This is a genomic window from Pseudorhodoferax soli (assembly GCF_003337555.1).
GTDB lineage: Bacteria > Pseudomonadota > Gammaproteobacteria > Burkholderiales > Burkholderiaceae_C > Pseudorhodoferax > Pseudorhodoferax soli.
Window position 1 is genome coordinate 134,844 of record NZ_QPJK01000002.1, and the last position, 16,093, is coordinate 150,936.

The following is a 16,093-nucleotide window of genomic DNA, read 5'->3' on the forward strand; positions in this document are numbered from 1 at the left end:
CTCAGCGCCCCAGCTTGATGGGCGCGGGCGGCCCGGCCTGAATGGTTTTCACGATGGACTCGCCATCGCGGCCCTTGCGCGCTGCGATGATCCAGTCTTCGCTCTGCGCCTGGGGCTTGCCCGAGGTGTCTTTCGTGGCGATCCACAGCGAACCGTCGTGCACCCAGGCCTCGCAGGCCTTGGCCTTCGTGCCTTCGCGCCAGTAACTCCCCGGACGCAGCCCGCCGGCCGGGAAGCGCACTTCCTTCGTGCGCCCAGCACAGGCGGCCTTGATGGCCACCTCGTGGGTCTCCTCGAGGTAGGTCAGATCGAAGGCGTCCAGGCTCATGCCGTCGGCGCCATCGGTCCCATCCTTGCCGTCCTTTCCGACCACCGGGCCCAGCGACTTCACGGTGCCGTTGGTCAGCGTCACCAGCAGCGCGCCGTCGCGGTCGATCATGGCACCGGCCAGGCCGATGCCGTCTGCGCCCTTCTCACCCGGGTCGCCCTTCAGTCCGGGTTCGCCATCCTTCGGCACGGGCAGCGCCTTGATGGCAGCGGCGACGGCGTCCGCAGACTCGTCCCGGACGCTCTTCACTGCGGAGGCGATCAACGGCTGTAGGTCTTCAATGGTGACGCTGCGACCGTCCCTACCGTTCTCACCGTCATTTCCATCTTTCGGCACAGGCAGCGCCTTGACCGCGGCCGTCACCATGGTCTGCACGACCTCCATGTCGCAGTCCTTGCCGTCCGCAGGGACGGGGACGGCGGCCACGGCCTTGGCCACTTCCTGAGCAACCAAGGCGGTGAAGTCGGGGCGCTGGGCCAGCTGCGTCTTCAGCTCGGAGATCTCGGACAGCAACGGCGCGACGGCCTTGCGGATCTCCTCGCCCATCGCCTGGCCGAACAGTTCGGGGTCAAACATTCACGGCCTCCCGGTTTGCGGCTTTGCGCATGGCTGCGATCGCCTTGTGCGTCGACACGACGGCTTTCGCCGCATCCACGGTTGCTTGGTCTTCTTCTGACATGGGAGCGGGCGCAGGCGCGGGAGCGGGAGTTGGGGCAGCTGCCGGGGCCGCCGCTGCGGCGAGGTCCTGGCGCTTCTCCAGCACCGCCAGCGGGTAGTCCTGGTGCTGGCCCCACAGCGTGCCACCACCACCCGTAGGCGGCAGATTGAAGCGCGCGCGGCCTTCGTTCGGCGTCTTGATCTTGCCCTGCACCAGCTTGGACTCCACCTCTGCCCGCTTGGCCTCATCCATGCGCAGCAACGGGTCGAGGTCGAGCTCGACCCCGAGGGGCGCGGCAATGGCGAGGCCTTGATCTAGCAGCGACTCCATGTGCTCGATGTGCGTCTGCAGCGCGTCGGAGTAGTACAGCTGGTTGAGGTCGTCCACCGCCATGCCCGCAGGGATGGTTCCGATGCCGACCTTGAACGGCGGAATTCCGAAGGGCTGACAGATCTGCTCATCGCTGGAGCCCATCTGCTCGACCATCTGGGCGTCGATGCTCTTCATGTCGAAGGGCGTGAACTTCATGTCCGCGCCGATGATGGCCAGCTTCCCCGCGTTGGAGCCGCTGAAGTTCGTCTCCCAGTAGGCCTTGACCTCCTTGGCCTCGTCGTCGGTCATGCCGGCCGGGCCAGTCAGCAGGCCGCCAGGCCGAGCGTTGTTCGTGAAGAACTCGGTTGCCGAGCGAAGGATCTTCATGTTCTTCAGCGCCGGCCAGTGCGCGGCAGCGACGGGCGGGACGCCCACCAGCGGGTGGAACAGCGTCATGCACCGATCGTGGATGATCTCGCTGGCCGGCACGATGAGGTCTGCAGCCGGATAGCCCACGGGCAAAGAGTTCAGTGCGTCGGTCTGCAGCTGGTAGAACACGAAGCCGGACTCCGAGATCATCGGCAGGCAGCGCTCGGGGTCGAGGATGTACAGCGCATTCACGACGCCGCGCGCGTCACGGCGCTTCAGGACGTACGTGTTCCCAGCCGTCAGCTTACTCAGCATCCAGTACTCGCGGAACTGGGCCGGCGTCTGGAAGTCGTTGGGCTTGCGCAGCACCGGGTCATAGGCGGCGTTCTCCACCGCGACCCAGTTGCCACTCTTCTCGCGCTTGCGCAGCGAGAACGGAAGCTTGCCGATGTCCGACGAGATGCGGTTGATGCAGGCATACAGCGTCGGGTACGTCAGCAAGTCGGCCTGCTTCTCCTCGATGTTCTTCTGCCACGCGCCCGCGAAAGGCTCGGTGATGGTGCGTCCATAGTTGCGCCAGGCGCCGGGGACCATGCTCAGCGACTTCTGCCGCGTTAGCCCGCTTTTCAGCGCTCCGAGAACGGTCAGTTCAGACATCGGTGCTCATCCCCTTGGCGATCAGCGAGGCCGCGGCCAGGAGGAACGCGCCTCCCACTGCCAGCGCCCAGCCGGTTCCCGCGATCAGGCCAACACCGGCCACGATGCATCCAGCGCCGGCCACACCCAGGCCCAGCACGGCCGTCAGCGGCTGCGTGGCGGCGCGCTTCAGGCGATCCTTCACGCGGCGTCAACGCGCAGGGCGGCGCGCAGCTTGTCCGCGCCGGCGTTGTGGTGGACCTTGAGGCCGCGCTCTTGCGCGAGCGCGCGCAGGGCGTCGAGGTCCATGGCGTCCAGGTCGGGCGCGGCATCGGCCATGACCACGGACCCTTTGCCCAGGCGCAGCAGCAAGCGCGACTCGGCCTGCGTGACCTTGCGCGTGCGGCCGTCCTTGAATGTGAAGATGACTTGGCTCATGGTGTCCTTCCTCTTGCGCAAGGGGCCTCCTTGCGGAAGCCTCTTGCACCAGCTGGCTGGTTACGGGGTGGGCTGGCCGGTCCAGTTGACGGTCGCCCAAACCACGGCGCCGGGGCGGCGCTTCATGAAGTTGACGATGCGCTCGACCAGGAAGCCGACGCTGTTGGTCTGCCAGAGGCTGACCACGCTGGTCGTTCCGGGGGCGCCGGTGGTGGCGTCCTGGGCCGGGGCGTCGTCCATGACGATGGAGGCCTGGTCGGAGATCGACACCTCGATGCCGCCTTCGTCACCCAGGAAGATCTCGTCGCCCTTGACCAGCATCACCACGTTGGCGGGAATCGCCTGCGAGGTGAAGGCTGGCAGGCCTGCCAGCGTACCGCCCTCCGGCGTGATGCCCGGGAACGCAGCTGCGCCCGCCAGGTTGGTCACCCCGCCGAGGTCGATGGCCGTCGTCTCGGCCATGAGCCAGAAGGCACCTGCCACGCTCAGGTTGTTGCCGACAAGTGCCTTGAGCATCGTCGCGATGTCCAGGCGGATGCCCTCCAGCGAGCCGTCGCCGGCCAGCACGGTTGCCGTGACGCCGTTGCGCAGGCCAGCCGGAGACACACCCGCGACCGCGGCTGCCGTGCCGACCAGCGTGCCGTCCAGGGCGGTGCCGATCGACAGCGTCAGCTCGTCGCGAATCAGGGCGTCGGCGGCGGCGGAAGCGCGGCGGATGGTCTCCTTCGTCGCCGCGGCGATGGTGGCCACCTTCAGCGGCTCCAGCTTCGTCTTGGCGTAGCTCCATTGGGTGACGGGCTTGGACTTGCCCTCGCCAACCCACTTCGCCGCACCCGCCGAGCCTTGCACCAGCACGGGCGTGTCGAACGGCAGGCGCCGCAGGCGGGCCTCGATCTGACCCAGGACGGTCTTCGCGCGCAGGTGCGTCACGAAGTCGGCGAAGTAGGCGCCACCGTCCAGGATCAGGTTGCCGGCCCAGCCAGCGTTGCCGGTGTTGGCGGCGGGGACAGCTGCCTTGGTCAGCGAGGTGCGCAGCTCTTTGTCGTCCGGGTACAGGGCGGACGCGACCTGCAGCGGATCGGCATTGTCCAGGCGCGCGAGGGCCTTGATGCGTGCGATGCGGGCGAAGCCGATGCCCTCTTCCACCTTCTCGGTGTTCTTGACCTGCACGGGCAGGCGCTCGGCGGCGCCGCCGACGGCGATGGCTGCGGCCTTGGTGGTCGCGTCCACGGGCTTGGCGCTGTCCTTCTCGGCGGCCTCGATCTCGGCCATACGCGAGAAGCGGGAAATATCGGCGTCCAGCGACTTGATGGCCGTGGTCAGCGTGTCGAACTGCTCGGCTTCGCCGGTGTCCATGGAGCGGCCCTCATCGACCGGCTTGCGGGCGATGGTGTCGAGCTCGGCGGATTTCGTGGTGCGGGTGGCCTTGAGGTCGGCCAACTGTTGGGCGTACGTCTTCATGTCGTTCCTTTCAGAAACGAAAAAACCGCCTCTCGGGCGGTCTGTGATGGGATGCCGTGGTGACACGGCGTTGGGGCTTTCGGTCAGAGCGGCCTGCGTGCAACGGCAGGCGGCCGACCGAGATCAGGAGCGATCCAGAGGGATGGCCCCCTTCAGGAACCGGAGGTCAATCTCACGGATCAGTGGAATTGACTCGCGCTGGCGCGCATAGAGCGCCTTCACGGTGTCGATGGTGGCGTCGGCATTGGCCGGCACGGTGACGGGCGAGAGCTCGACCACCTCCATGTCGACCAGCAGCGGCGGGCCGTTCTTGCGGACGAACTTCCGGCCGCCCATGGCGCCGATGCTGACGAACTTGACCAGGCCGGACTTCACGGCCTGCCAGGCGAGGTCGGCCCGCTCCTTGAGCAGGCCCGGCTCGGTCAGCTTGGCGAAGTTGGCCACGAAGCGGATCGCGTCGCCGTCCTTGAACAGCTGTGCGCGGCCGATGGCCGGCATGGATTGCTGGTGCTGCCAGATCAGCGGAACCTCGGGGCGGAACCGCGCAGAGGCGATGTCCAGGATCTCGCCGTGGCGGTCCATGCTGCCGGTCGTCGCGATGCCGGTGATCTGGCGCAGGTCCTCGCGGACGCCTTTCAGGACCATCTCGCAGAAGGTGACGTGTTGGGCGGTCATGGCGTCCTCGCTTTCTCGTTGCGGTCAGCCGGCCACGGCCAGGACCAGTTTCTTTTTAGGCACGGCGGTCGCGACAGCAGCACCGATCGCCATGCACAACGCAACAGCGGCATCGATCTTGTTGATCGACCTGGTCTTCGCCAGCCAGTGGTTGCCCCATTTGTCCTCTTCGGTCACCGCGGACATCATTGCGGAGACCAAAACGGGGTTGCGTCGCAGCCGGATGCGGCCTTCGAGCAGCGCATCCTCCAGCAGCCGGAGCGAGCCGGGCATCCACAAGCCCTCAGCCTTTTCCTTGCGCTTCTCGGCCGCCTCTTTCATTGCGTCGGTGGGCTGACCCTTCTTCGTCCCGCCCTGCGGGTGTTCCACGAACTCCAGCGCCAGGCCAATGTCCTTCACGTCCTCTTCGAACCGCTTGAAGGCGTACCGGTCATAGGCCACCATCTGCACGCTGTAACGCGTCGCGTCGTCGGCCAGCGACTGCGCCACGTGCCGGAAGCTGACGTTCTCGCCCTGCGGCGCGTGTATGTGGCCCTGCTGCTTCCAGACCGTGTACGGGATCTTGTCGCGCAGCTCGCGCGCCTGGATCGTGTCGCCCGGTGTCCACGCCTCAATCCAGGCATCGAACAGCGGTTTGTTGTCCTTGTTCACGCCGGTCTGCACGACCGATGCTTTGGCGGTGATGTCTCGGTTCTGCGAAAGGTCCAGCCCCATGAACACCTTCGCACCAGCGTGCAGCTGCTCGGGCTCGAAGTCGGCCAGCGCCGGCTCCAACGTGGCCCGCGTCATCCAGGCCGTCTCGGCATCGGTCCACACGCAGAAGTGCAGGCGCAGGATGCCGTTCAACTGGCCCGGGATCGCCTTCGCCTGGGCCACCACGTCGGCCAGGTACTGTTCGGTGATCGTGACGCCCAGCAGCGGGTTGGCTTTCGGCCAGCACGACGGGTCTCGCAGCGGATCGTCGCCCTGATCCAGCGCGCACACGAAACTGAACGTCGTGTCGTCAATCACCTCACCGACATAGGTCGGGTCGTTGACGGCCTCGGTGTGCCCCGCCGCGACCTTCACTGCGTGCTCATGCTCCTCCCAGCAAACGCTGTTGCGGTCGCTGCCGCTGTTGGTGATCATGAACAGCAGCGGCTGCCGTCGGAACTTGAACCCGCGCTCCAGCATCTCGATGCTCTTGCGGTCGGGCAGCTCGTGCACCTCATCCGCCAGAACGAAGTGCGGTCGCGGGCCCGAGCCAGTCTTTCCCGTGTCCCGCGACACGGGCCTGAAGAAGCTGCCGTTCGGGTGGAAGGCGATGTTGTACTCGCGCCCTTCGCCACCCGAGAACTCAAGCCGCTGCTTTAGCTTTTTCGACGCCTTCACCATCTTCACGGCGTCGGCGAACAGGATGCCGGCCTGCTCCTTCTTGGCGGCGGCGGCGTACACCTGGGCGCCGGCCTCGCGGTCAGCCGTCAGGCCATACAGACCAATGCCGCCCGCCATGGGGCTCTTGCCGTTGCCCTTGCCCTGCTCAATGAAGGCGCGCCGGAATCGGCGTGTGCCGTCCGCACGCTTCCAGCCGAACAGCGATCCGATGATGAATGCCTGGCTCGAATGCAGCCGGAACGGCGTTCCCTCGAACTGGCCCTCGGAAAGCATGAGCATGCCTTCGAAGAACCTGAAGGCGTATTCGGCCGCTTCGTGGTCGAACCGCAGACCCCTCTTGTGCCCGTTCTCCAGGTCCTGCAGGTGCCGGCGACACGCATTGCGCACGTGCGGGCCTGCGACGATCTCGCCGGCCACCACTGCCAGCGCATAGGCCTTAGTGCGGTCGGCCGAAGAACTCGTCGGTAGGGTCTTCTTCTTCGTCGCTGGCATGCCTCACCTTGCTGACATCCACCGGCGTCGCTCCGAGCTTGGACATGATGGTGGCCAAGGCGCTGGAAGCAGCTACCCCCAAATCGTCCTTGTCCATGCGGGCAACCCACGAGCACGCCAGCCGCACCATGATGCGATCGGAGCTTGTCAGCCATGGCATGTCGTGCTGAATCTCAGCCCAGGCAGCTTTCTGCTCCGGCGTCATGGTGGCGTACGGCTCGCCGAGTGGGCGCGAGCCTTTCTGAATCGTGCGGTCCTTGAACCGTCCCGCGTTCTTCGCGATGGCCCCAGACACCGCAGCCTTCGCTGTGGGTGTTCTCGGTCGTGGCATTTGCCCTATATCCTGAATCGTGGATGCGTGAAGAAAGGGTGAGGCGCGGTGTCCAAGGGTGTCGCCTTAAAACTACAGACCATCCCCCCCCTGTCTCGGTCGCCCTGCTGCACCATCACGGTGCGGGATCGACGGGCCAGCCGTCCTCGCCGATGGCCACGGTGTGCCGCCTGCCCAGGTCGTCGCTGGTCTTCTTGTCGTGGCACACGAGGCACAGGACCTGCATGTTCTTGTCCTCGTCCTCGCCATCCTTGTAGAGCGGGACGATGTGGTCGGCGTTGAAGCCGTCGGGCCAGTTGGTCAGCTTGCGGCAGTGGGCGCAGTGCGGGTCCTTGGACCACAGGCGTAGGCGCCGGGCCTGCGCCCTGCGGCCCCGCAGCCGGCCGTCCTGGTCGTCATAGCGGGCGGCCATTGAGCCCACGAGCGGGGAGCGGCGTCACGTCGCCCTGGTCTGCGTCATCAGCCTCTGCCATCGCGCGCACCAGCGCCTCGTTGCTGGCTGCCAGGCGGCTGATGGCCTGCGTCTGGTTGTGCATGGCCTGGATCAGCATCGCGATGCCCATGGTCAAGAATTGTTCGGGCTCGTTCATAGGCTACCTTGGTCCACTTGGCGATCCAGGCACGGCGAGCAGCGCATGCGGTGCACGGCATCAGCGCCAGCCCCAATGGCCAGCTACCCCGTCGCAATGGATGCAGTCGCGGTCCTGTCGGGATGGGCTTGCGGTCGGCCCGGCTTGCATGACGATGCACTGCCCGTCGAGGGTGTGCGCGACGATCTCGCCGTCGTGCAGTTCAGGCACGGCATGCGACAGGCCGACGCCTTCCACCACGACGACGTAGTCGGTGCGGCGTTCCTGCAATCCTGCGGAGGTCTGCACGAGCATGGCGTAACTCCTGGTGGTGGATTGAGGGGTGCACCCATCGGACCTACCGGGCTTGGTCTCGCCCGGCTGGGTGCTGCCGTTCGCTGTTCGCATGGCACCGCACCAGCTGGCGGCGGAAATCTCCCCGCCATTTGCCCGTGGCGGGCCGGCGCCAAGGTGCCGTGATGCTCGGGGGAGCAAGAGGAGCCGGCCGCGGTCCCGAGCGGACAAGGTGTGCGCGGAGGGGTGAGGGATGCGGCCGGCGTATTTCTCAAGGCTCAGGGTTCGCACTGACGCGCTGGACGTTGCGCCGCCTATAGTCCGGCCCATGCTTACACCGGGCACCCGAGCTTGTCTGGAAGAATGCCGCGCTCTCGTGGCAGATGCAGACGTGAAAGATGAGCTGAGGCAGCTTGGCCTCGATCTGATCGGCCATTTGCTAGCCATGCATGCAGACAAGCGGCTGAATTCCCAGATCCTCCTCCTTGCGCTGCCAAGTCTGGAGCTAGTGCCTGGACTGGAAGACGCAGTGAGCGAGCTCCGGGCCGCGGCAAGCCGGGAAGGCCTCAACTAAGGTGAACCGAGGCGCGGGAAGTGCCTCCGGTCATGGAGCCAGGGGCGGTCCCTCTAACTCTGCAATGACGCTACTGGCGTTGGCGGTCAATCCCTCGATCTGCGAAAGCCGCCGTAGCGCTACCAACGCGGAAGACCTCGTAAGGCCGCTGCCGTTCTGCAGGATAAGCAATCCCCGAATGAGGCGAGCAGCTTCCAGTCGCTCGTGATCTGACATGGTCGCGGTCCGCACCGCCTTGAGAAGGCGGTCGAAGTGTTGCAAGGGAATGACTGGTGCAGTCATGTCCAATTTTAGATGCGCCGAACAGCGCTCGCCTGTCAGGCGACTGGCTGAAGCGCTTGTAGCCGCCGCCGCAATAAAGGGCTTCTTCGGTCGCCGACTTGCGCTCTGTCCTGCGCGCGTTCGGCTGGATGGCCCACGGATGCGGGCACCAAACCGCGCGGGAATGGGCCACCACTCCCAGAAAGCCTTCCATGCTCGAAACGAAGCCCGAAAATGGCGCAGTCCCCACCTCGTCAAGCCGCAACCGATACGCCAACAAGCGCATGCTGATCATCTGCGGCGCGATCGCGGCGGTGATCATCCTCGTCGTTGTCCTGAGAGTGCTGAGCACGGTGCAGGCATAGCCAAGGCCGATGGCAGGTGCGCCGTGGGTCGAGCCGCCATGTTTGACCCACCCAAACGGGAAAGGCCCGCCGACCTTGGGAGGGGCGGGCCGACGCCACGGGCTCACATAGAGCAGTGGTTTGCAACGGTGTCGGGCCAGGACTGCGACGGCGCTAACCCGCCGCACCCGTGGGCGTCGGGTCAAATTGTGAAGAGCGCGACGCCCGGCCTGATGACAGCGCAGGGACCGCGTCCACTGAACTAACGAAGACTGCCCAGAAACAACGAAGCCCTCCGCACGGGAGGGCTCACTGAAGCAACGTGGGCGTCACTTCTGCTGGTTCGGCGCCTGCTGCTGGCCCTGCTGGCCACCCTTTTGCTTTTGATTGGGGTCCATCTGCTGTTGACCAGGCTGCTGGCTGTTCTGGCCGGCTTGGTTGCCTTGGTTCGGCATCTGTTGGCCCTTGTTGTCCATCCCGCTGGTGTTCGGGTTCGTAGCGCTCTGCTGGGTCTGCGGCGACTGCGGGTTCTGGTTCTGGCCTTGGTTCTGATTCGCTTGCGTCATCTGAAGTCTCCTGTGTTACGTGGACCAGCTGGCCCACGGATCCACAGTAGAGAAGGTACGCGTCGCGAAATGTCGTGCGGGAGCGCTCCTGCTTGTGGGAACCGGCTCACATGACAGCAGAAAGCAAAAAGCCTCCTTGACGGAGGCCTCGAACTTTCGAGCGCTGCATCTACCGACACCGCCGCCTCCAACATGGATGGGCGACCCTGGATATGCGTTTGCGCTCAGTCGTTGGGTGGCACGATACACGAAACAAGGACCGCGCGCAAGGGGGATTTCGTACAGCTCACCACGGCTCTCCCGCAATGTCGCCGTGGTCCTGCCTAATTTCGAGCAGCTCTTGTTGATCGGTTGCCGGCAGCCGAAGCCCGCACGATGCGCACTGCAGCCGCCGCTCCCGGCCGTCATAGTCTTCCAGCTCCGCGGTGCAATTGGGGCACCACAGGTAGGGCGCCATTGAGGGCTGTCGGGGCGGTTCTTTTGGCGTGTCCACGCTGTAGACGGCCCGGCGAATCGAGAATCCAAGTCGCGGCGAGTAACCACCGCCGCGCACCCCTGCCGAACAATTGAACCTGTTGCTGCCTCGCTGCTCGATCGGTGCTGCGCAAATCAAGCAGTGAAGAACCCTCATGTTGCGATGCTCCTAGATGTCGCGGTTGATCAGCATCTGGCGGCCGTCGCGCACGAGCTTGGCCAGGCCTTCCATTGTGGCGCCCAAGGCCTGGCACGCTCGCTTCGGGCTCACGGGCTTGACGTAGTGCCAGTTGATCGCCGTTCGGTTCGACTGCGGCAGCGCGGCCACGGCCTTGGCCATCTTCGTCGCGTCGGCCGTGTCCAGCACATCCGAGATCTGGTAGGCCATGTCCGCCCGGACGCGAGGCGGTGGCGGCGTCATGCGGAACATGGGCGAAGTCATCGGCGCAGAGGTGCCGTTGCACCAGCGCGCCCAGTTGGCCAGGCGACGATCCATGTGGCGCTGATGCGGCTCGACGGCGTGGAAGTCGACTTGCACGCGGCGGGGGCGCTCTGCTACAGCACTCATGCCTGGACTGCTTCCCGACGTGCGTCCTGGCGCGTGTGCATCGTGCCTCGCACTGAGGCGGCGATCGCCCGGCAGTCCTCGTCCGTGCCGATGAACAGCGGGACGTAGTCGATGCGCCGGTCGTCGGCATAAGCCTGGCGGTTGGTGCTCAGCATGGCATCCATCGGCTCGATGTGGAGCGCGCATTGGCTCTGGCTCCACAGCATGACGTGGGTGCCAGGGGCATGGCCGGCCGGCTTCGGCGGGGTTCCCGCCACGACCTGGGCGGCGGCGTCTGGGGTCAAAGTGATCATGGGTTGGCCTCCTGGGATGAGTACGGAACGAAGGAAAGGGGATAGCGGCGCTCCTGGGTGCGGTACTGCATGGAGTCGCGGTCGAACCACAGCAGCTGCGTGTAGTTCTGGGTGTCGCCGTTGCGCTGCTTCTGCAGCTCAAGCTTTGCGTCGCAGGTGCCGTCGTCGGCCTGCGACTGGTCCTTCTGGGCGCGCCAGACGCTGAAGACGTTGTCAGCGCCGTCGGTGATCTTGGAGCTGCCGGCCACGTCCAGCTTGCCGGGCGCCTGGGACTCGTCGCGGGCCTTGCGGGGATGCGCCACCAGGTGCAGGTGCACGCCCTGGCCGCGGGCGAAGGCGCATAGCTTGCGCATGGCCTCCTTCTGCGCCGTCATGGCGCCGGGCCCGTCCTCGGGCACGTCGGTCATCATCAGCGAGTCGATGACGAAGTGGTTGCAGCCGTACCGGCGCCGCGCGTGCACGAACACCTCCAGCAGGCGATCGAGCTTGGCCGTGCCCAGCACGTCGAACAGCCAGTACTTCTCGCGCATCCACTCGGCGATCTCGCGGATGTAGGCCTGACTCGGCTTGTCCAGGCCGGCCGCCTGCTTCATGGCCCGCTTGAGCAGGCGCGCCGGCTTCATCTCGCCGGAGAAGACGACGAAGTTCGCGCCCGCCTGCATGAGGCCGATCTGCACCTGCTGCAGCAGCAGCGATTTGCCGTGGCCGTTGATGCCGGTCCAGACCGAGACCTCGCCGCCGCGAAACTGGAACCAGTCGAGCGGCTTGTCGAGGAACAGCGACGGGTCGCGCGGCGCGTCGTGTGGCGGGTAGAACAGCGCCGTCACCTGGGCGGTGTAGTCGGCAGCCGAGCGCAGCTCTTCGGGGTCCTGGGCCTTGGCGGCCTTGAAAGCGTCGTGGAAGTCCACGGGCTCGGCGCCGCTCTGCAGGTACTCGTTCGCGTCCTTGGCGCCGGGGAAGGTCATGCGCCGGCAGCGCTCCAGGCCCAGGCGCTGCATGACCTCGCGCGCCCCCTTCTCGCCCGCGTCGTCGCTGTCGAAGCAGATCACGATGTCATCGAAGCGCTCCAGGCGGTCGAAGTCGTTTTCGATCCACTGGTGGTTTCCGGCGCCCGCGTTCACGGACAGCGCAGGCAGGCCGGCCTGGTGCAGCGTCATCGCGTCGAGCTCGCCCTCGGCGATGATCACGGTGCGGCTCTTGCGGTCCAGCAGCGGCCAGCCGAACAGGCAGGGCATCGCGCCCGGCTCCTGCCGCATGTCCCTCTTGTTGTCGATGTTGCGGGCCTTCCCGTTGATGTACTCGCCGGCCTCGTCCAGGTACGGGAACAGGGCATAGACGGCGTCGCCCCGCGTCTGTTCCACGACCTTGAACGCCGCCACGGTCTCCTGCGTCAGGCCGCGGCCCTGCATCCAGGCCAGCACCCTGCTTTCGCCGGACGCTGCCGCCCTGCCCTTCGGCTTCGCAGGCTTCGTGAAGGCCTTGCGCTCGCGCTCGGGCATGACGTCGTGCACGCCCAGGAAGCCCTTCGCCTCGGCGATCGCCTCGGCCAGCGACAGGCTGCGCACAGCCATCCAGAGGTCGATCAGGTCGCCGGCCTCGCCGGTCGAGAAGTCGCTCCACACGCCGGCCTTGGCGCCAGCGATGCACACGGACAGGCTGTCGCCCGGCTCGCCTGCAACGCTGCCGGCCTTCCACTCGCGGCCTGCCTTCTTGCCCTGCTGCAGCAAGTACTCGGCCACCCGGGCGGCGTCGCGCGCCAGCACCTGGCTCACGTCCTTGGCCTTCACGCGTGGGCCTCCTCGTCGCGCGGCAGCTTGCGGCCGTCGCGGAACTTGCCCGCGTTCCAGTGCCAGCACATGCCGTTGTGCGCTTCGTAGACGTTGGGGAACCCGGCGTCCTTCCACCACTGCGCGTCGCGGTGCGCCGCGAAGTACTCGTCGGTTCCGGGCTTGAGCACCGACAGCGTGGCGGTCCCCGACATCAGCGTGAGTTCGGCGCCATCCCACGGCTTACCGCGGAGGTACACGATCGGCGCTTCAACGAACTGGCAGTTCTGCTTGGTCCAGTCCGTTCGCGAGATCCGGGCCTGCAGGTGCTCCAGCACCGTGTCCGCGATCGCCTCGTAACCCCGCTGCCGCCAGACCTTCGCGCACTCGCCCTTGGCCTCCTTGCGCTTGCTGCGCGGCCACAGGTTCCAGAAGCGGACGAAGCCTTCCGGCAGGGTCTCCTCGGGGGGCTTGCCCCCCATAGAGGTTTTCTTCGTAGGAGACGGAGACGGAGACGGAGACGGAGACGGAGACGGAGCATTGCTACTCTGTGCTGCGTGCATGCTGCTAGCACTGCTGGCAGCATTGCTACTAGCATCCTCTGCAGCATGCTGCGTAGCAGGTGCGGCGGTGCTACTGCTACCCGGCGGCATGCTGCTGTTGTTCGGTCGCACTGCTGCGTACTCGGGCACCAGGCGGTCGGCCTCGGCCACACCGTGGTGGCGCTTCGCAGCGTTCCAGCGGGCCTTGGCCGAGCGCTGCTCGCTGCCCGCCGCCCACGGGTTGTGCTCGACCCAGTCGTGCAGTTGGTACTGTCCGTCGGAGCCATCAAGGAAGCGCACCTCGGCCAGCGTGGCAACGAAGCGCCCCTCATCGCCGTCCCACTCGGCGGCGAGCTCAATGTCTTCAGCCGACATGCCCGACAAGTCACCGTCGCTTCGGTTGGATGCCGCCCAGAGGAACAGGCAGACGAGATTCCAGCCCGCGGCCTGGCCAAGCTTTCGGATCAGTTTCTTGGTCTTCGGGTGACCGGGCAGACCGGTCGAGATGCGCGCGTCTGTTGCCATCGATAGCTCAGAACAGCAGCGCGTCGGGTTCGCCAGCTGCCGCAACCCACTGCGTCGAGAACCGGCCCTCGCTGTCGGGAATGCTGGCCTCAATCGCAGCGCCCAAGCGCCGCACCTCCGTTGGGGGGAATTCAATCGTCTCCCTCTCGTCCCAGAGGTCGGCGACGACAAACCGGGACTCGCAACGCGCGAGGTCAACAATGATCGACGCATCGAAGTGGGGCCGCGGCCCACCGCTGACCGGTGTCACGATGACCACGGGGCGCCTCGACGGAGGAGGCGAAGGGTTCCTGACCCACTTGTCTCCGACCCTAGATGAACTGGACGCCGAAGAGAAGATCTGCCCGCCGAACTGAAGGAGCGCGAGGTAGCTCTGCCCGCCTACAGCGCAGAACTCACCCAGAAGGACCGTTGCGCCACCGCGCATCGGTCCTTGGTCTATCTCGCCGGGCCGGCCTGGGGTTGGAGTACTTTCAGTCATCTTTGCCTTTCAACATGAGCAAGACGCCCTTCGGGAAAAAGAAGCCAGCGGCAGGCAGGAAAGGCAACTGCTCTTCGGGGCGGGTAGCTATTCCGCGACCTAGCCGTGGCGTCAAACAGTTGGGATCAGGTCGTCTCGTGGACGCGCAGATCGACCACCGCGCGGCGGCGTTGGCCCTCAGGCTTGCCGGCGTCGTGCGCCGCCTGCAGGTGCGCAAACAGCGCAGCCTGGGCGGCCATGGACTCGGCGAACTCCTTCGTGATACGCACCATGTCCGCGTCCTTGATGCCCTTCGCGGCAGCGTTGGTCGCTGCCTCCGCCAAGAACTCGCCGAACTCCTTGGCAGATGCAGCGATGCGACAGGCGTCGGCCGCGCTCATGCCGCCGGTCGACTCAATGGGGACCAGCACATAGCCGAGCTGGAAAGCCATGGCTTGCAAGGGCGAGTGATCTCCCGTCAACCGGCAAATGTCCACCACCTCTTCCGGGCTGCAATGGGCGCTGGGGTGGCTCGGTGCGACCTTGTGGCTCAGGCTGGTGGGCGAGATGCTCATGTACGCCGCCAGGCCGGTCGCGCCGTTCGAATCGTCTGGGCCTGCGCCCCGGAAGCCGCGCACCGCAGCGTGAAGAAGACCTCGGACGTTCATGCTCCGGCTCCTGGCAAATTCGATGGTTTGTTGGCAGTGACTTGGTTGGGGTAGCTCGGCAAACTGGCGCCAATGAATCCACCCGAAAGACCAGCCAGGTTCGACCCCGTGGCAGCCATGCCGCATGCAGAGGGCACGCTCGTGATCAACACGTCGGTGACGCTGCGTGTGCATGCGCAGCCAGGCATCCCGGAGCACAGGCTGCTGTCGGTGATGACTGCGCGCGTCGCGGGCGGGAAGTTGCTGATGAAGTTCAGCTCGGTGCGGCTGCCCGATCGGAACGAGCAGTTCGAGGCGCGGATGCGGCGCCAGAGGATGCAGCGGTGAGCGGGGTCAAGCATGGACGCCCTCCACGGCCGACTGCGTGGCGACGTGCCACAGGAAGATATGCGGATGGGCTAGCTTCACACTTGGCGGGATGCCGCGTTTCAGCCAGTTGTGGACGCGTTGCGGCCTGCTATAGCCGAGCTTGGCGGCCAACTTGGACGGGCCACCGAGCCGCTTTATCAGCGCGATGTCGGCTTGGACTTGAGCAGTGATCGTCATGCCACAGTGGTTGAGTAAACGTGGCGTGTACTGTAGACCAAGTCGCCGCGTTTAACAACACCATGTTTGAAGTTGCGACAATCGGACGCGTGCTGCATGCATCCAAAGACGTCCACCCTTCCTTCGTCCGCCTCCTTGAAGCCGTGATGGCGATAGGAGTGATGAACTCGAGCATGCTGGCCGCAGAGTTGAACGAGTCTCCTCAGACGATCACGAATTGGGCGAGGCGTGGCGTATCCAAAGCCGGCGCGCTAAACGCACAGCAGCGCTACGGGATCTCGGCCACCTACATCCTCACAGGAGAAGGGCCGCCACTTCCGAGTCAGTCGGACCAAGAAGTTGATCCCGTGTTGGTACGCCGGTACGCAACGCCTTCGATCGACAAGGCACTCGCAGTGATTGCCGCAGCTGCAGAGCGGGCAACCGAGAGCGAGCGCGCCAGCATTGCTGGCTTGCTTCGGGAACTCGTGATGGATCCGAAGCGCAACTCTGCCGACTTGATCCCGATTCTTACGCGGCGCTTGTCATAGCGTTTACGAAGCTCAATAAAACACCGTGTTGACTTTTTA

22 protein-coding genes are annotated in these 16,093 nt (G+C 65.6%); 3 read left to right on the forward strand and 19 right to left on the reverse strand.

Going from position 1 to position 16,093, the window contains the following annotated elements; genetic code table 11:
• Nucleotide 1 precedes the first annotated feature (1 nt).
• The 11 genes from DES41_RS07240 to DES41_RS07290 form a co-directional block, all read right to left on the reverse strand.
• A complete protein-coding gene (locus DES41_RS07240) occupies nt 2-904 on the reverse strand; it encodes a hypothetical protein (RefSeq protein WP_114466981.1) in 903 nt (300 codons plus the stop codon).
• On the reverse strand, nt 897-2,324 hold the full coding sequence (locus DES41_RS07245) for a phage portal protein (RefSeq protein WP_114466982.1): 1,428 nt from the start codon (nt 2,322-2,324) through the stop codon (nt 897-899). Before DES41_RS07245 ends, DES41_RS07240 begins: the two co-directional genes overlap by 8 nt.
• Nucleotides 2,317-2,508: a hypothetical protein gene (locus DES41_RS38315; protein WP_170168117.1), complete on the reverse strand. Its 192-nt coding sequence runs from the start codon at nt 2,506-2,508 to the stop codon at nt 2,317-2,319. Before DES41_RS38315 ends, DES41_RS07245 begins: the two co-directional genes overlap by 8 nt.
• Nucleotides 2,505-2,741, reverse strand: a complete 237-nt coding sequence (locus DES41_RS07255) for a hypothetical protein (protein WP_114466984.1) — start codon at nt 2,739-2,741, stop codon at nt 2,505-2,507. Before DES41_RS07255 ends, DES41_RS38315 begins: the two co-directional genes overlap by 4 nt.
• 60 nt (nt 2,742-2,801) lie before the next feature.
• Nucleotides 2,802-4,202 carry a phage major capsid protein gene (locus DES41_RS07260; protein ID WP_114466985.1) on the reverse strand — a complete coding sequence of 467 codons (1,401 nt, stop codon included), beginning with the start codon at nt 4,200-4,202 and terminating at the stop codon, nt 2,802-2,804.
• A gap of 123 nt (nt 4,203-4,325) precedes the next feature.
• Nucleotides 4,326-4,877, reverse strand: a complete 552-nt coding sequence (locus tag DES41_RS07265; RefSeq protein WP_114466986.1) for an HK97 family phage prohead protease — start codon at nt 4,875-4,877, stop codon at nt 4,326-4,328.
• Between the two features lie 24 nt (nt 4,878-4,901).
• The gene (locus DES41_RS07270) at nt 4,902-6,743 is read right to left on the reverse strand and encodes a terminase large subunit (RefSeq protein WP_114466987.1); all 1,842 of its coding nucleotides are present in this window, start codon (nt 6,741-6,743) and stop codon (nt 4,902-4,904) included.
• The gene (locus DES41_RS07275; RefSeq protein WP_245965611.1) at nt 6,688-7,038 is read right to left on the reverse strand and encodes a hypothetical protein; all 351 of its coding nucleotides are present in this window, start codon (nt 7,036-7,038) and stop codon (nt 6,688-6,690) included. The genes DES41_RS07270 and DES41_RS07275 overlap by 56 nt, the downstream gene beginning before the upstream one ends.
• 151 nt (nt 7,039-7,189) lie before the next feature.
• Nucleotides 7,190-7,486 (reverse strand): HNH endonuclease, encoded by a 297-nt coding sequence (locus DES41_RS07280; RefSeq protein WP_114466989.1) that lies wholly within the window; start codon nt 7,484-7,486, stop codon nt 7,190-7,192.
• Nucleotides 7,470-7,664 carry a hypothetical protein gene (locus DES41_RS07285; RefSeq protein WP_114466990.1) on the reverse strand — a complete coding sequence of 65 codons (195 nt, stop codon included), beginning with the start codon at nt 7,662-7,664 and terminating at the stop codon, nt 7,470-7,472. Before DES41_RS07285 ends, DES41_RS07280 begins: the two co-directional genes overlap by 17 nt.
• 60 nt (nt 7,665-7,724) lie before the next feature.
• A complete protein-coding gene (locus tag DES41_RS07290; protein ID WP_114466991.1) occupies nt 7,725-7,958 on the reverse strand; it encodes a hypothetical protein in 234 nt (77 codons plus the stop codon).
• 1,026 nt (nt 7,959-8,984) lie between these two features.
• On the opposite strand from DES41_RS07290, the gene DES41_RS38320 reads away from it, so the two are divergent.
• The gene (locus tag DES41_RS38320; RefSeq protein WP_170168118.1) at nt 8,985-9,137 is read left to right on the forward strand and encodes a hypothetical protein; all 153 of its coding nucleotides are present in this window, start codon (nt 8,985-8,987) and stop codon (nt 9,135-9,137) included.
• Between the two features lie 308 nt (nt 9,138-9,445).
• On the opposite strand, the gene DES41_RS07300 is transcribed toward DES41_RS38320, so the two are convergent.
• The 7 genes from DES41_RS07300 to DES41_RS37705 form a co-directional block, all read right to left on the reverse strand.
• A complete protein-coding gene (locus DES41_RS07300) occupies nt 9,446-9,682 on the reverse strand; it encodes a hypothetical protein (RefSeq protein WP_114466993.1) in 237 nt (78 codons plus the stop codon).
• A gap of 643 nt (nt 9,683-10,325) precedes the next feature.
• A complete protein-coding gene (locus DES41_RS07305) occupies nt 10,326-10,724 on the reverse strand; it encodes a hypothetical protein (RefSeq protein WP_147282807.1) in 399 nt (132 codons plus the stop codon).
• Nucleotides 10,721-11,017: a hypothetical protein gene (locus DES41_RS07310; RefSeq protein WP_245965612.1), complete on the reverse strand. Its 297-nt coding sequence runs from the start codon at nt 11,015-11,017 to the stop codon at nt 10,721-10,723. The genes DES41_RS07305 and DES41_RS07310 overlap by 4 nt, the downstream gene beginning before the upstream one ends.
• Nucleotides 11,014-12,804, reverse strand: coding sequence for a toprim domain-containing protein (locus tag DES41_RS07315; RefSeq protein ID WP_114466995.1), 1,791 nt, complete (start codon nt 12,802-12,804; stop codon nt 11,014-11,016). The genes DES41_RS07310 and DES41_RS07315 overlap by 4 nt, the downstream gene beginning before the upstream one ends.
• Nucleotides 12,801-13,850 carry a hypothetical protein gene (locus tag DES41_RS37700; RefSeq protein WP_147282808.1) on the reverse strand — a complete coding sequence of 350 codons (1,050 nt, stop codon included), beginning with the start codon at nt 13,848-13,850 and terminating at the stop codon, nt 12,801-12,803. Before DES41_RS37700 ends, DES41_RS07315 begins: the two co-directional genes overlap by 4 nt.
• A 7-nt stretch (nt 13,851-13,857) precedes the next feature.
• A complete protein-coding gene (locus DES41_RS07325) occupies nt 13,858-14,109 on the reverse strand; it encodes a hypothetical protein (protein ID WP_114466997.1) in 252 nt (83 codons plus the stop codon).
• Between the two features lie 347 nt (nt 14,110-14,456).
• Complete coding sequence (locus DES41_RS37705; protein WP_147282809.1) at nt 14,457-14,978, reverse strand: phage regulatory CII family protein; 522 nt, start codon at nt 14,976-14,978, stop codon at nt 14,457-14,459.
• Between the two features lie 108 nt (nt 14,979-15,086).
• Here DES41_RS37705 and DES41_RS07335 point away from each other — a divergent pair, with 108 nt between their 5' ends.
• The gene (locus tag DES41_RS07335; RefSeq protein ID WP_114466999.1) at nt 15,087-15,305 is read left to right on the forward strand and encodes a hypothetical protein; all 219 of its coding nucleotides are present in this window, start codon (nt 15,087-15,089) and stop codon (nt 15,303-15,305) included.
• Nucleotides 15,306-15,311: 6 nt separating this feature from the next.
• On the opposite strand, the gene DES41_RS07340 is transcribed toward DES41_RS07335, so the two are convergent.
• A complete protein-coding gene (locus tag DES41_RS07340) occupies nt 15,312-15,524 on the reverse strand; it encodes a helix-turn-helix domain-containing protein (RefSeq protein WP_114467000.1) in 213 nt (70 codons plus the stop codon).
• Nucleotides 15,525-15,586: 62 nt separating this feature from the next.
• On the opposite strand from DES41_RS07340, the gene DES41_RS37710 reads away from it, so the two are divergent.
• The gene (locus DES41_RS37710; protein WP_147282810.1) at nt 15,587-16,054 is read left to right on the forward strand and encodes a hypothetical protein; all 468 of its coding nucleotides are present in this window, start codon (nt 15,587-15,589) and stop codon (nt 16,052-16,054) included.
• The last annotated feature ends 39 nt before the right edge of the window (nt 16,055-16,093 follow it).